We start from the raw sequence: 13342 nt of genomic DNA on the forward strand, positions 1-13342 counted from the left end.
TACGCGTCCGCTAATCTGCGGATGCGCGTAACGAGTTCACTAATGCTCGTCGTAAGGTGCGTACAATGCGGATGCTCATCAGGCCCTACAACGCCGACTGTACCTTAGTCTCGTCAGCACTCCGACATGGAGCCCGACTGGATGGGATCATGGTTGACGCTCACGTGTGGCCATTGGCTCGAAAAAGCTATGAGGAGCTGCGTCGTACTGTGCCTCACGACTGTGAGGTGTTCCTTGATCCGATGACCCACAAGATAGAGCGAAAAAACTTTCGCGAAATGTCTAAATCGTACCAGCGCGTGCCGCACTTCTTGACCAGGGAGCTTGGTACAAATCGTGTTCCGTATAAGCAGTTACTCGCAAACGGGAAAACAATTGTTGACTTGGTCGCAGCGCTCCAGCGCCAGTTCAACGTGACTTCCTTTCTGACGCCGTCGCTCTTCGTTGGCGAAGGCGATGTCGGCGACGAGGAAACGGTCACGTCGTTCTCGGTTGGAGAGTATTGGTTGTCAGAGTTCTTCGAGCTCAAGCTCGATCGCCCGGTAGTGCAGTCGCTCTGTCTCGCCGTCGAGTGTCTCCGCACTCCGCGGGCATTACAGGCGATTGAAGCGTCCGTGAGGGAACGGCGCCCTGCAGCGATCTACCTGATGCTCTTTGACTTCGAGCTGGGCGCGAACCCAGAGCTCGACAAAGCTGTATTTCGATTCTTGCGGTTCCTGCGAAGCAACGGCGTGCGTCGCATCATATATAGCCACGCACCATCGTGGGTGTACTTCCTGGAACCTTACGGGGTGACAGACTTTGTTTCAGGCGCGAACTACTTGTCCACACTGAAGAAGGAATACCTCGAACGCGAGAAGGACATCGGGGGCATCCCGCACAATTACTACATCCCGAAAAGGTTCTGCCGTATGACTCACGCGCAGGCGCAGGAAGCGATCCGATCCGGTCTTTTTGACCCCTGCAGATGTCCTGCCTGCCACGGTGGCGTTCCGGAGAACGTGAACGAGATTCGAGAGCACTACATCCACGTGCGTTCGCAGGAGTGTCGCGAGCTTGCCGCTGCAAAGGATAGGATTGCTTTGCTAACGCAGTGGGCGGATCAGACCGAGGCACTGCTTAGTAGCGCGGAGGAAAAGGAGATCCGCGTCTTGGGTAATCCAACACCTACGCTGTGGCGCGAAGGGCTTGAGGGTTAGCGCATGCGCCACGCGCTCGAAGTAAAGGTTCTATGCCGTGTTCCCAGAAGCGCTCCTCAAGGAAGCGGCGCGTGAGGGTCGTGTTGGGTTGGCGCGGCTGCGCAGCCAGTTCGATCCTCACGTCGTCGTCCACGACAGAGATGAGACCAATCTGCCGGCTCTCAAGAAGCACTCGATCTACGGTCTGGGGTATGCGATTAGCCAGCGCTAGGTAGGTCCGGTCTGCGTAGAATCTGTGGCCGTACGCTTGACGAAGGCCGCGTTTCCAGTCTTGAAGTTTTGCTTCGCAACAGGCCAATTCTGTTATGAGCGATTGGAGGACGGCGCTTCGTATGTATGTATTCGAGTCCTTGACGACAAAGCCGAGCGCGTCGAGTTCGCGGGCGAGTTCGCGAACCGTCCGCGTCGAGATCGCCAGTTTGTCCGCCCAGTCGTCAATCGTTATTGGTTCGCCCAGCGGTAAGACCTCCCAGGCGCGAAGGAGTGTCATGCTCGTCAATCCGCGGACAAGTCCCATCTTTTGTCGGCGGCGAGCAGCCACCCAGTCGACATGGGCGGCCACGAGGTCGACCCTGCCTTCGTGGGTAGTCACCTCTCGGAGAACGACCATGCCGCGGTTGCCGAAGAAGTCGGCGAGCGGCTGGTACATCATCCATTCGGTTTTCAGCATACGCCTCCTCGCTCTCAGCTCGGTCGTACCACCTCACGCTCCTGCTGGTAAAACTTTCTGCCTGGGGCCATGGAGGGTTGTGTCAAACAATGTCCTATTCGCATACGCCTGCGTAGCGTTGTACGCATGTAGCTCAAGCCCCACGAGGTTCAGAATTCGAGCGTCATGCCATCTTGTGCATGCCTGTTGGAAGCGTCAGACCGTGCGTGTGCGCTCAGCCACTTCAGACGGGGAGGCGCGGTGGCGAACAGGCGCATCCCGGCGTACGACGCCGCGCGGCATCTTAGCACGAGCTGCGCATGGGGCTGAACCGGGAGTTCGGGACGGCCGCTCGGCGGGAGAAGGTACCCCGCGGTATCACTGACCGTCCTTGCTACCGCCGAGCCAATGCAGGTCCGTAATTATTGCCAAGTTGTTGAAGAGGAAAACAAATATGAGCAAAGGCCAGCAAACGAAAGCTCGTGGGACAACGGGACGACAGGCATCAACGCAGCGTCCCAAGCGATCGAATAGCAGCACGCATTCTCAAGAGGTGGATATGGCTCGAAAGAAGGATCTGAGCACCGAGGCGAAGGTGGGACTGGGTCTGGTGGCCACCGGGCTCGCGGCTGGGGCCTACTACTACCTCAAGAGCGGAGCAGGCTCGGAAAAGAACGCTGCCCTCATCCCCGACCCGCTCGAGGTGCAGCTCGATAGAGTGGTCGATGCACTAAACGGGAAGTTCGGCAAGCGCTGGGGGAACCGCACCCTGGCGGTACTAGAAAAGGGGCTGGAGGCGGTGTTGTCACCGCAGCTCGTAGCGCTCGTGAGAATCGTGCACAAGGCGGAGCTGCTCGGGCAGGAGATGGAGCTATCCGGTGCGGCGAAGCGGCAGAAAGCAGCCGGGTGGGCGCAGGAAATGGTCAAAGCCTGAAGGCGCGTGGCTCTTCGTGGTGCGTCCACGCACGAATCTCTCCCGCGCTTCGGCCTTCGGGCGCGGCCTCGCAACGCCCCGAGCCCGGCTCCTCCTCGCGGCGGGCGGAGCGCGACGCCTTCGGCGAACTCCCCTATGTCCACGCGGTCGGGGCGGCAGCAGCTACGCCGTGGCCTCGACGAGCTCCCGTTCGCCTACCGAGGCTGCTTCCGCCTTCGCCTGCATCTCGAGCCACGCCTTCTCATCGAACCGCTTCTCCGCCATCGCCCGCTCGATCGCCTGCGTCTCGCGGAACTCCCGCGCCTCCGCCGCGATCGTCCACGTCCCGTCCACCTTCATCTGCTCGAGCTCCTGGCGGATGTCGTGTAACGCCACGCGGAAGAACTCCTTCCGCGGGTTCACCTTGTTCACCTGGCTCCGGACAAACCGCTCGTGGAGCGCGTGCTCGAGGGCAGGTGCATCCTCGCTCGGGATCAACGCATGCACGTCGAACTCGAACGGCACGCTCGCATCGCCGAGCTCACGGACACGATCGAGCGGCTCGAGACGTCGGGTCATGCCGATCTTGTAGACGTTTTCCCCGAACGAGCCGATGTTCGAGATCACGTAGACGTACCCGCTCTTCGTCTGCTGCGCCATCGACAGCGCCCGCTTGTTCTTCTCCTCGGCGAGGCGAAGTTTCTCGGACAGCTCGCGCAGCTTCTCCTCGTACTTCGCGCGTTCTTCCGCGCTCGCCTTGTCGACGTCACGCCGCGCCTTATCCATCGCCTTCCGGATCGTCTCTTGCTCCTTCTCGGCCTCCTTCAACGCCTTCTCGAACTCGCGCTGCGCTCGCTCCTCCTCGCGGATTCGCTCCTTGATGAGCCTCTGCTCTTCACGCTCCTTGAGCTTCAGCTCCTGCGCGACGACGGCCCAGCGCAGCTCCTCGAGCCGCGCCTCCAAGTACTCGGGCAGGATCCGGGCGTCGCGGAACGCGCGGCCGTTGTGGTTCACGAGCGTGAACACGTCGCGGATTTTCTGCTGCAGGGTGCCGTGGTTGTCGTGCCTCACGTCGGCGAGGATCGCGTCGGTCTTGCCGTTGAAGGCGTCGAGCACGAACTCGATGGCGGTCGTGCGCCGGTTCGCCTCCACGTAGTCGCAGGTCGCGGCCGTGCCCTGCTTGATCATGTTGCGGACCTTCTCGCGGGCCGCCTTGAGACGCTGCCCGGCCTCCGCGAACCCGAACTCCTCGGCGAGATCATCGAGTAGTCCAGCAGTGGGCATCACGTAGCGGTCGCCGTACCCCTCGATGACGTTCTTCATCGCCTGCACGGTCTGCTCGAGGCGCTTCGAGTCGCGCATGGCTTCGAGGGCGCCAGCAGCGATCTCCTCTGCGCGCCGGTTCGCCTCAGCGATGGTACGGGCAGCATCGGCCGACGCCTGAGACGCGGCTGCTTGGGCTGACGCACGTGCCTGCGCGTTGGTCGTCTTTGCTTCTGCGACGAGACGATCCGCCTCGCGCCGAGCTTCGGTCTTCATCTGCGTCGCCGCCACTTCGGCTTGCGCTCGTGCCTCCACTGCCCACGTCTCTGCCTTCGCGCGAATGGAAGCCGCCGCTTCTTCCGCTTCGATTACCGTCTCGTAGCGGCTCAGGCGCTTCACGTGCTTCTGCAGGCTTGCGATCTGCTTGTCGAGACCGGCCTTCGCCTGGTTCGCTTGTCGAAGAGCGTCGTCAGCCTTCTTCGCCTTCGACGCGAAGAACGCTACGGCCGCGAGCGCGCCGAGCAGGAGGACAACGAGAAGAATCTCCACGGGCTCCCCTCCGCGGCCGACTTTGGGCCGCACTAGCAGCATAACGGACCGCTCAGGGGCTTGTACGACGAACGTGTTCTCCGCCGTCCACAGCCCGCATGACCTCGTGGCCGCCCTCCGACGTGTCACGCATGCAGTCCAGACGGGCGTGCCCCTGCTGCTAACCGCGCGCCATGCAAGCCGCTCTCACGGAGCCCCTGGGAGTCGGACGCTCTCCGGCGGCGCTACGCTCAACGATCGGATCTTCGCGGTGCTGTCGCACGATTCGACGCTTGCCCGGACAGCCTCGCCCCACACTTGCTCGCTCCCCCTTGGCCACACGCGCGTGTCGCCCTCCGGGATGTCGGAGCGGAAGCTCCAGGTGGCCGTGGGGAGCTCATTGAACGCTTTGAACCGACCGCACCAGCCGTTGCTGCCGACAATCTGGGTGGCCTCGGCGAGCGTCTTGGGAGGGTGGGCCTTAACCGCGGCGTCGAGTCTCGCCAGTTCGTCCAGTACAGCGCGGTCGCGATGCTGGCGTGTACGAGCCTCCTTGTTGCTCTCCTCGGTGATGTCGCGGTACGCGCCCCAGCCGATCCACCCGAGAACGATGAGCGGTACTACGATCGTCCAGAAGTAGAACTTGCGCCCCATCGCCGGCCTCGAGCCTACCGAGACACGATGCCGGCGGCGACAATATCGACCCCCGCGAGCTGTCCGCCTCGCTCAGGCGATCGGGCTAAGCGCGAGCAGCCCGAACATGAGGGCGCGGGCAGCGCGGCGTAACAAGCAGCGTCTACACATCGAAGATGCGGGCCTCCAACCAGAGGTCATCGCATTGCACGGTCTGCACGGCCCTAGGGGCCACCGTCCCCCGGCCCGACCAGAGCACGTTCTGCGCGCCGTTTTTGGCGTGTGCTGCCCTCAGGGCGGGCACGCCAGCGTCGCGCAGATACGTGAGTGCTCGCCAGTGGCGGAGACCGGCAGCCGTGTGGGCTGGAAGAACGGCGAGGTCCGGCCTTGAGGTCACGAGACCGTCCCTCACGGCATCGCTGAAGGCTTCGCCGCAGAGAGCAAGGCCGATGCGGTGCCTACGCAGGCGAAGCTCGCGAGCTTCAGCGTTTGCGTCGGATGGAGCGAGGCTCCAGTTCCGGCTTGTCGTCGAACGTTGCTGCCAGACGATCGGGGCTCTCTGCTCCGGCGACCAGGCCACGATGAAGAAAGGCAAGGCTCCGCGACGGATGACGACGCCAAGCTCGGTCTTTCGCTCCCAGCTCGGCCCGCAGGCATCGACGCCCGCCACCACCGCCATGTCGAGTCGGCGTGCCTCCCGTACGAGCGGCTCGGCCGCTCGTGCCACGTCGACGATGGACGAGGAGCGCGCTCGAAGAAAGCCGGCAGGAAATAGGACCAGGTGCGCTGCATGTCCGGCAGCCCAAGTGAGACATGACCGTCCGGCGTTTGCGCGGTTCGCATTCGCATCCGGCAGACGGTACCCGCTCAGCCCCGCGACGACGGAACACGCTCTGAGCTTGCCCAGCCTCTACTCCAGCGCGACGGTGTACTTGCCCACGAAGTTCTCGGATGCGACGCCCGTTTGGGCAGCGAGTTGCGCCACCTCGTTCGGCTTCCACTGCGCGGGGGGCCTCTTCGCGAGCGCCGCGACGAATTTCTCCACGGCGTCGACGAACTCTTCGAGCTTCTTCGGCGTGATCACTCGTGTCCCGTGCGGGAAGTGGGCCTTCTCGTGACCCGTCGAAGCTCGGGCGACGATCACCGGAGTCGGCGTTCGTGTTGGGTAGGAGTCCTTGAACCACTTGAGGCTGTCGTGGAGCTGACCCGAATGCTTCTTCGGCAGGGTCGTGCCCGCCTCCTCGTTCTTGCACTCGATCACGAGGCTGACGTCGGGCCACAGCCAGAGATCGTCAGGGCCTTCCCCGAAGTCGCTCTCGGGCTGACTCCCTGCGGCACCCACGACCTCCGCAAGTTCCGCGACGGCTCGCTCAAACGTCACGTACGACGCTCCGAAGGAGAGCCGCGCCCGTAGGGCCTGCACCGCAGCAACGGCCCCGTTCGGATTCTCGAAACCCGCGTACCACCGGAGGATCGCGGCTGGCACCTCGACGCGGCCAGGATCGGCCGGGCGCACGGCCGTCCCTCTCGGCGGTGCGAACACACGGTGGTTCTTGGCGTGAGCTCCAGCCTGCAACTTCAGAGCCTTCGCTTCGTTTGCTGAGAACTGGTAGCTGGCGGCAAGCTGCAAGTACCAGCCGAGCGCACGGTCGTCGTTGACGAGAGGCGGCCGGGTATTCTGGCAGATTAGATCGCACGCGCCTTGCGGATCATGAAGAGCAAGTTTCGCAGCCGTGCGCTCCATGGCCGCGAGCTTGATCAACTCCTTGTTGATCGGCCTCTTGCCCTTCGCGACCTGGCGCACTTCGGCGTCGTAAAAGTCCTTCCACGACTGGTCACGCTTGATGCACGCGAGAGCTAGGTTGGTAAACGCAACCTCCGGACCTCCAGAGGCCGTCTCCGCGAGGCTGATGTCCGCGAGTCGACGAGCGAGATCGAGCTGGGCTCGTGTGGCCGGGTTGAAGAGCGTAAGCACCTCCCCACGCGACATGAAGCTCGCCAGATCGGGGCCTGCGAGCACTACGACCGCGTAGTCCACGTGAGAACGAACCGCACGGCCCATCCCCTGCTCGATCCGATGAACCAGTCGGTTCTGCGACGCGCTCGGCCTGCCTGGGATCGTTGCATCGTGCCGAGTCGTCATGCTCTCGCCGAAGGGCATCCCGTCGATGACGAGAACGCGGCAGGCGTCGTCGGGGAGATCGACGCCGTCGTAGCGGTTCGCGAAGGCCGCCATCTTGATCGTTCCATCGCGGAGACCGATGACCGTTTGGTCTACGTCTTCACCGGCAACCGCCTTGGCTCCGTGCTTTGCCCACTCGTTCGCCATCGCCTTCGACGGGCAGAGCACGACTACGGCGCGCTTGGCCTTGGTGGCCATATTCGCGCACCAGGTCATCAGCCACTCTCGCGTGAGCGTCTTGTCGATGAGCGTGGGAACGAGAACCATGCGCTCGCCGACGCCAGCATCGGAGACCGGCTCGACGGGAGCCGCCGCCGCGTCCTCCGCGCATCCGAGTTCTCGGACAAGAGCGGAGTCATCGGCAAGCGTCGCCGACATGAACAGCCGGTGCTTCGCTTCCTCGAAAGCACGAACGGCCTCCACCGGAGGGACGTCCGGCGTGATCTCGATCCCTTCACCCCCGACGATGCACCGGCAAAACTCCAGCCGATCGCGCAGATGACCCCAGACGAACTTGAGCTGGTCGTCCTTCGCGTGGTCGGCGAGAAGTTCGCGGACATCGGGGACGAGCGGTCGCCAGATCCAGTACGGCACCTCCAGCAGCGCAGCGAGATCCTCCCGGACCACTCCGGTCCAGATGCCAGGCATCCACGCACGCAACGGTCCTTCGAGGAGCTTGCGGATGCGCTGGGCGAGGTCCGACTTGAAGGGCAGCCGAATCGTGAAGGCGTCGCGTACTTCTTCGATGCCCGCATGGGCGTCGTCGAGCACGAACGCGCACGGCGAGAGACGAACATCGGCGCGGTCGAACGTGGTGTTCGCGGTGAAGAGCTTCTTGTACGTGCAGACGATGATCGCTTCGCCAGAGGTGCCGGACGCATCCGGGTGTCGCTCGCCACCCGCGTACGGCACGGCCTTCAGACCGATGCTCGCCGCCTCTGCGAGGACTTGGCCTACGAGCTGGGCATTCGGGCAGAGGTAGACCACCGCCTCCTTCTTCTCGAGCGCGTGCGACCGCAGGTACAAGAGGCCGACAGTCGTCTTGCCGGCGCCGGTGCTCACCTTCATCACGTGGTCACGACGGGCGCGACTTGCCGTGAGGGCTTGGAGCGACTCGATCTGCGCCTTCCGAAGCTCTGTGTGCGACGTCTTGCGATCGAGCGACTCGAAAAGCTTCAGGAGATCGGTCGGATCGAGAGGCCCCTTGCCGCCTCCGCTGCCGTACTTCTTGAAGTCGATCATGCGTCGCTCCGTCGGGGCTCGGTCTTACTACCGCACTACCTGAGGTACTAGGGCGGTTCTTAGAAGATCGCGTCCGGGAGGGCCTGCGGATTCCGAAAAACTCAGGCCGCTTGTCCGTCCACACCCCGCATGAGCTTATGGCCCGCCCTTGCCGCCAGTGGCAAGTGCAGCCAGACGAGCGTGCGCCTGCTGCGAAGCTCTGCGTGAGCCCGGAGCTAAAAGAACGGGCCCAAGGCGCAGCGGCGCGCCTTGCAAGCCACGCTCTTGTCCCGTCGTTCGATGCGGTCTCACGGCGACCGTGCTGCGGGCAAGCAGTGCTACGCTCGTACGTCGCCCGCCTCTCGACGCGCATGCCCGAGCCCCTCTTCAGCTTCGCCGAACTCGTCGCACGCGTGTGCCCCACGCTCGAGGGCATCGACAAGTGGAAGGCCGTCCGCCACCTCGACAACCGTCCCGGTGTCCCCGATCTCGTCGAGCTCTTCCACCTCGATCGCGAGGCGCTGGAGTTCTACCAGGCGGAGCAGGGCAAGGACATCTTTGGCGCCTGCGACGGGATCTTCTCGTTCCTCGGACTGCCCGGCCGTCGCGCGCTCTTCATCGGCGCGTACCAGGTGCGAGGATCGAGGAAGGCAACCGTGCTCGATCCCTTGACCGTGCCTGCTGCACTGCGCGGGATGTACGAGGCCGCGCGTCGCGATGAACCCGACGTGGTGCGGTATTACTACGACCTCGTCCGGGATCCCCGCTTCGCCGCGCTGGAGATGCGCGTGGTGGTGGACTGGGGCCCCGGCGCGTTGTCGTGGCACCAGTGGGCCTTGGACAAACCAGTCGTCGAGCTCAGGGATCCGAACAGCCTCGGGCCCTGCCCCGACTACCGCGAGGTCGACGTGTCGCTCGCGAAGCTTGCGTTCTTGATCCGTCACGAAGAGGCGAACCCCTCGTGGCGCGACAGGCTCTCGGCCGTGGGGGGCATCTACCTGCTGACCGACCGAGCTCGCGCCCGCCTCTATGTCGGGCAGGCCGGCGGCGAGACCGGCTTCTGGGGCCGCTGGAAGGCGTACGCCGAGCAGCACACGGGGAACGTCGCGATCGACCCCGCGTTCACCGCCGGGGAGTTGCGACCAGAGAGCACCACGTTGTCGATCCTCGAGGTCGTGCCCAGGGGCGCGTCTGCCAAGGTTCTTCTCGATCGGCTGGAAGTGCGCTGGAAGGAGCGGCTCTGCACGCGCACGGCCGGCTATAACCGGAACTGAAGCGCTCTCGCCCCCAGCCTCGCGGACGCCAAGCCGGTCACCTGGTCCCCCGTGTCCACGCATGTCCCACGGTGTCCCGCCCTGGCCGCCCCGAGCACCGACAAAAAGCAAGCATTTCTGGGCACTTGTACCTAAGTCCAGACCCGGACTCTTAATCCATTGGCTGAAGGTTCAAGTCCTTCATGGCCCACCCGGATCCAGAACGAAAAGGCCGGTACGCATCCCGCGTGCCGGCCTTTCGGTTTTTGTCCCGCGAGGCCGCCCTTCCCCCGACCTCAGCGGTTCCTTCGTCGCCCCGTCTTCTGCGCTCGCCGCCGCGCCTTCTTCTTGTTCCGGTCGGCGCGGGACGGCACCGTCGACAGGCGCGGAGCTGCCTCCAGTCGCGCGCGCTCTCGGATCGCGTGGAGCAGCGCTACCGGATCGAACAACGGCTCCTCCTCGTCGTCCTCCTCCCACGCGTCGAACTCTTCACTCGACCGCAGCGCGTGCGCGAGCGCGAGCCCCATTCCCTTGTCGAGCACCTCTGCGCATTCCTTTGCGTTGGGCAGCTCGAGCTCGCGATTGGCGAACGTGAAGAACGCCCGCAGGGTTGACACAAACATCGGCGCGAGGTCCGAGGGCAGCGCCGTCGCCATCGCGGGCACGCCGTCGAGCAGCGCTTCCACGAGGTCCTCCGGCACGAGCCTCGTCAGCACCACATCCTGTTCGAGGCGCAGGATGCGCAGGACCGCCCTTGCACAGAGCCCCTTCGGATCCTTCGGGCGAAGCGATGCCGCCTCCGGCGACGAACCGAATCGCAGACAGAGAGCGTCCTCGATCGTCTTCGCCTCCTCGTCGAGGATCCACCCCTCCGCTGACACCATCCGCTCGTCCAGCGCACGGCGCTCCGAGCCCTCCGGAAAGTCCTCCGCCCACCTGGCATCGCGCGCCGCGCGAGACGCCGTCGTGCTTGTCGTGTTCGACCGTTCTGCGTGTTCCACGTAAAACCTCCACGCCTGCTTTACGCGAACCCGGGACGGTTTGTCTAGGGAGCGTAGACAAACCGTCTTCGCGGCCGGCGGGAGCTCGGGGGAGCATCAGCGCCCCAGGTGACGCGTACGAGCATGAAGCGGACGAGGTTGCTGCTCGTTACCCGGCGCCGTCCGTCAGCCCCGCCGCACGATCGCGCGGAAGCGAGGTGGCAGGGCTTCGTAGGCTTCGCTCGCATCGTCGAGGTCCTCCTCGGCGGCGATCCTGAGCCGCCGGGCGACTTCGGGCTCGTGTTGCGCCTCGACCTCCCGGATGCGCCTCCGGGTGTCCTCGGGATCGATACGCCGCAGCACCCTCGTCGCTGCCACGCGCAGTGCCACGGGCGCCTCGACGTCCGCGATCATGTTCGTGAGGTCGACGCGCTTGATGGCCGTGTGGCGGTAGGGCTCGGCGCTGGGGCTCGTGTCGAGTGTGTCGAGGCCTGACAGCCACGCTCGGACGGGTTCGTCCTGCCTGCGCGACAGGTCGTGGAGCCGCTGCCATGCGGGAGAACGTGGTTCGTTCGCCCCGGCGGCGCTGCTCTTTGCGGCCGACAGGATGTGGGTCGCTACATGCGCAAGCTCGGTGGGCGACAGCCCAGGCAAACGAACGCCGATCGATCGTCGATCGGACGAGCCTTCGCGGAGGAGGACGGTGATCCCTCGCCGCTGCACCTCGACCGATTCGATATCGCCGTATTGGATCTGGAATGCGTCCCCGAGTCGCAATGCGTCCTTTCCCAGGACGAGACTCTCGCGACCGTGCAAGCGCAAGCAGCGCAGAGAGGAGCAGCCCGTCCTTCCACGACTCCACCGAGCGCACCTGCGATCGCCTTCGCGGAAGGAGGATGGGCCAAAGAATACCGATGATCCACGCGACCGCCAGGATCAAACCGAACCTGTGTCCGGCGCCCATGGCGCTCCAATGCCCAAGCATATGGCGCCAGAACAACGGCCGCTGAATCGGATCGATGCGGGTGCGTATACGGCGAGGTGGCAATCGACGCACGTCGACGTACGCGCCCGGCCGCCCCGCGAGACGTCCGGGCAGCGTGCAGCGAGCTCAGAACCACTGCCCGACGAGCTTGCCCTTGCGCTGGAGACTCCTCAGGTGGTGGAGCTCCAGCTCCCAAAACTCCGTCTCCTTGATCACCGCCTTCGTGTCCGTGGGCTTCTTCTTCTCGTGCTTCTTCACGAACGCGTAGCCCGTGAGCTTGTCGCCGACCTGGATCGTCACGCCCTCGGGCATCTCCCCGAGCGTGATCCGCATCGTCCGCTCGTGGGTGTGCTTGCCGGTCTTGCAGATCTCGCGGTAGACGATCCGCCCATCCCGAATGCTGTGGATCCGGTTCGTCTCCACGCAATCGTAGGGGTACTCGTTCGTGTAGCTGTACACCATTTCGAGCTCGGTCTTGCCGCCGTTCTGCGTGATTTTCTTCACCTCGTCGGTCTCCGAGACATATCCGAGCTTCGGGTGCCCGGGCATCTCCGTTTTGCCCTCCGCGATGTCCTGGATGTACACCTTATCGATAGCGGCCGGACGCGCCTCGTCGGCGGACTTCTTCGACTCCTTTTCGCGGAGCCGGTCGATCTTCTTCAGCGTCTCCTCGGAGAAGAGAGGCTTCACGTACTTGGCGCCGTGCTCCGTGTACGAGTTGCTGAAGGCGTTCGCCCCGCCCGACGAGTGAAAGCAATACATGTCCCGCTCCGTCGCGGCGTCGAGCCGGGCGCGGATGCCGTTGTCGGACGCCCCGGGGCCGTGGATCGCGTACAGGTAATCGCGCCCCGTGGCCTCGTACGCCTGCTTGATCGCGACGCGCAGGTCCCTTCGAAACCCGACGTACGTCAACAGGTTATCGGTGTACGTATCGGTCTTCGGGGCCGCCTCCTCGGCTGACTTCTGCAGTCCGAGCAGCGCGCCGATGCGCCCGTACGGGCCCGGGATCTTCGACGCGTCCGCGATCTCGACGGACCACTTCGCGTCGAGCGCCCGCGCCTGCTTGTCGATCGCGGCGTAGTCCGCGTGGCACTTCGCCAGCCACGTCTTGCGCATGGCTGCCACGATCAGCGCCTCGTACGTGATGTCCGCCGTGTTGGAGTGCTCGTCTTCCGACAGCTTGTCCCAGCCCGTGAGCCACGTCGGGTCCGGGTTCTTCAGCGTCCGGCGCGGGTTGAACTGGTAGACGTACGTCTGCTTGTCCTGGTACTCCTTCACGCCCGCTTGTTTCTTGAAATCGCCCACGCACTTGTGGGGCTCGCAGGACGTGTGATCCCACGACTTGAACGTCGCGAGCACCGCCTTGCCCACCTCGTCCTCGTCGTACGGCAAAATGCCGAACGGCCCCATCTGCGCGGGCCCCGACGACTCCCCCGACAGGCCCGGGATGTTCGTTTGAAGGTTGACGAGACCACATCCGGAGGCGAGCAGCCCGGAGGCGACGATAAATGCGTATTTGCTCATTGTACCGGGCCG

11 protein-coding genes and 1 pseudogene are annotated in these 13342 nt (G+C 64.3%); 3 read left to right on the forward strand and 9 right to left on the reverse strand.

What is annotated here, in order from left to right; all coding sequences use genetic code 11:
- Window positions 1-242: 242 nt before the first annotated feature.
- The gene (locus POL67_RS52265) at window positions 243-1199 is read left to right on the forward strand and encodes a hypothetical protein (protein WP_271930617.1); all 957 of its coding nucleotides are present in this window, start codon (window positions 243-245) and stop codon (window positions 1197-1199) included.
- Here the strand turns inward: POL67_RS52265 and POL67_RS52270 are convergent.
- Window positions 1168-1869, reverse strand: a complete 702-nt coding sequence (locus tag POL67_RS52270) for a hypothetical protein (RefSeq protein WP_271930620.1) — start codon at window positions 1867-1869, stop codon at window positions 1168-1170. The genes POL67_RS52265 and POL67_RS52270 overlap by 32 nt on opposite strands.
- Before the next feature lie 538 nt (window positions 1870-2407).
- On the opposite strand from POL67_RS52270, the gene POL67_RS52275 reads away from it, so the two are divergent.
- Window positions 2408-2782, forward strand: a complete 375-nt coding sequence (locus POL67_RS52275) for a hypothetical protein (RefSeq protein ID WP_271930622.1) — start codon at window positions 2408-2410, stop codon at window positions 2780-2782.
- Window positions 2783-2944: 162 nt separating this feature from the next.
- Here POL67_RS52275 and POL67_RS54045 read toward each other — a convergent pair whose 3' ends face one another.
- From POL67_RS54045 to POL67_RS54445, 5 genes and pseudogenes are all read right to left on the reverse strand, one after another.
- Window positions 2945-4573 carry an SNIPE associated domain-containing protein gene (locus tag POL67_RS54045; RefSeq protein ID WP_271930624.1) on the reverse strand — a complete coding sequence of 543 codons (1629 nt, stop codon included), beginning with the start codon at window positions 4571-4573 and terminating at the stop codon, window positions 2945-2947.
- Between the two features lie 186 nt (window positions 4574-4759).
- A complete protein-coding gene (locus tag POL67_RS52285; protein WP_271930626.1) occupies window positions 4760-5206 on the reverse strand; it encodes a hypothetical protein in 447 nt (148 codons plus the stop codon).
- Window positions 5207-5348: 142 nt separating this feature from the next.
- Window positions 5349-5864, reverse strand: a complete 516-nt coding sequence (locus POL67_RS52290) for a hypothetical protein (RefSeq protein ID WP_271930629.1) — start codon at window positions 5862-5864, stop codon at window positions 5349-5351.
- 231 nt (window positions 5865-6095) lie between these two features.
- Complete coding sequence (locus POL67_RS52295; protein WP_271930631.1) at window positions 6096-8138, reverse strand: helicase C-terminal domain-containing protein; 2043 nt, start codon at window positions 8136-8138, stop codon at window positions 6096-6098.
- A gap of 30 nt (window positions 8139-8168) precedes the next feature.
- A pseudogene (locus tag POL67_RS54445) lies at window positions 8169-8609 on the reverse strand (DEAD/DEAH box helicase family protein); the annotation flags it as partial.
- Between the two features lie 350 nt (window positions 8610-8959).
- Between POL67_RS54445 and POL67_RS52305 the strand changes: the two are divergent.
- On the forward strand, window positions 8960-9862 hold the full coding sequence (locus POL67_RS52305) for a GIY-YIG nuclease family protein (protein WP_271930636.1): 903 nt from the start codon (window positions 8960-8962) through the stop codon (window positions 9860-9862).
- A 275-nt stretch (window positions 9863-10137) separates the two neighbouring features.
- Here POL67_RS52305 and POL67_RS52310 read toward each other — a convergent pair whose 3' ends face one another.
- The 3 genes from POL67_RS52310 to POL67_RS52320 all read right to left on the reverse strand — a co-directional run bounded on the left by POL67_RS52310 (window position 10138) and on the right by POL67_RS52320 (window position 13330).
- A complete protein-coding gene (locus POL67_RS52310) occupies window positions 10138-10725 on the reverse strand; it encodes a hypothetical protein (RefSeq protein ID WP_271930638.1) in 588 nt (195 codons plus the stop codon).
- A gap of 282 nt (window positions 10726-11007) precedes the next feature.
- Window positions 11008-11598 (reverse strand): hypothetical protein, encoded by a 591-nt coding sequence (locus POL67_RS52315; RefSeq protein WP_271930640.1) that lies wholly within the window; start codon window positions 11596-11598, stop codon window positions 11008-11010.
- Window positions 11599-11932: 334 nt separating this feature from the next.
- The gene (locus POL67_RS52320) at window positions 11933-13330 is read right to left on the reverse strand and encodes a hypothetical protein (RefSeq protein ID WP_271930642.1); all 1398 of its coding nucleotides are present in this window, start codon (window positions 13328-13330) and stop codon (window positions 11933-11935) included.
- Window positions 13331-13342: the final 12 nt, after the last annotated feature.

The sequence above is a fragment of the Polyangium mundeleinium genome, from assembly GCF_028369105.1.
Taxonomy (GTDB): Bacteria; Myxococcota_A; Polyangia; order Polyangiales; family Polyangiaceae; genus Polyangium; species Polyangium mundeleinium.

Excerpts from the sequence above, each read along its gene's own strand:
- POL67_RS52265 (WP_271930617.1), top strand. The coding sequence starts at position 243 with ATGACCCACAAGATAGAGCGAAAAAACTTTCGCGAAATGTCTAAATCG.
- POL67_RS52270 (WP_271930620.1), bottom strand. The coding sequence starts at position 1,869 with ATGCTGAAAACCGAATGGATGATGTACCAGCCGCTCGCCGACTTCTTC.
- POL67_RS52275 (WP_271930622.1), top strand. The coding sequence starts at position 2,408 with ATGGCTCGAAAGAAGGATCTGAGCACCGAGGCGAAGGTGGGACTGGGT.
- POL67_RS52285 (WP_271930626.1), bottom strand. The coding sequence starts at position 5,206 with ATGGGGCGCAAGTTCTACTTCTGGACGATCGTAGTACCGCTCATCGTT.
- POL67_RS52290 (WP_271930629.1), bottom strand. The coding sequence starts at position 5,864 with ATGGCGGTGGTGGCGGGCGTCGATGCCTGCGGGCCGAGCTGGGAGCGA.
- POL67_RS52305 (WP_271930636.1), top strand. The coding sequence starts at position 8,960 with ATGCCCGAGCCCCTCTTCAGCTTCGCCGAACTCGTCGCACGCGTGTGC.
- POL67_RS52310 (WP_271930638.1), bottom strand. The coding sequence starts at position 10,725 with ATGGTGTCAGCGGAGGGGTGGATCCTCGACGAGGAGGCGAAGACGATC.
- POL67_RS52320 (WP_271930642.1), bottom strand. The coding sequence starts at position 13,330 with ATGAGCAAATACGCATTTATCGTCGCCTCCGGGCTGCTCGCCTCCGGA.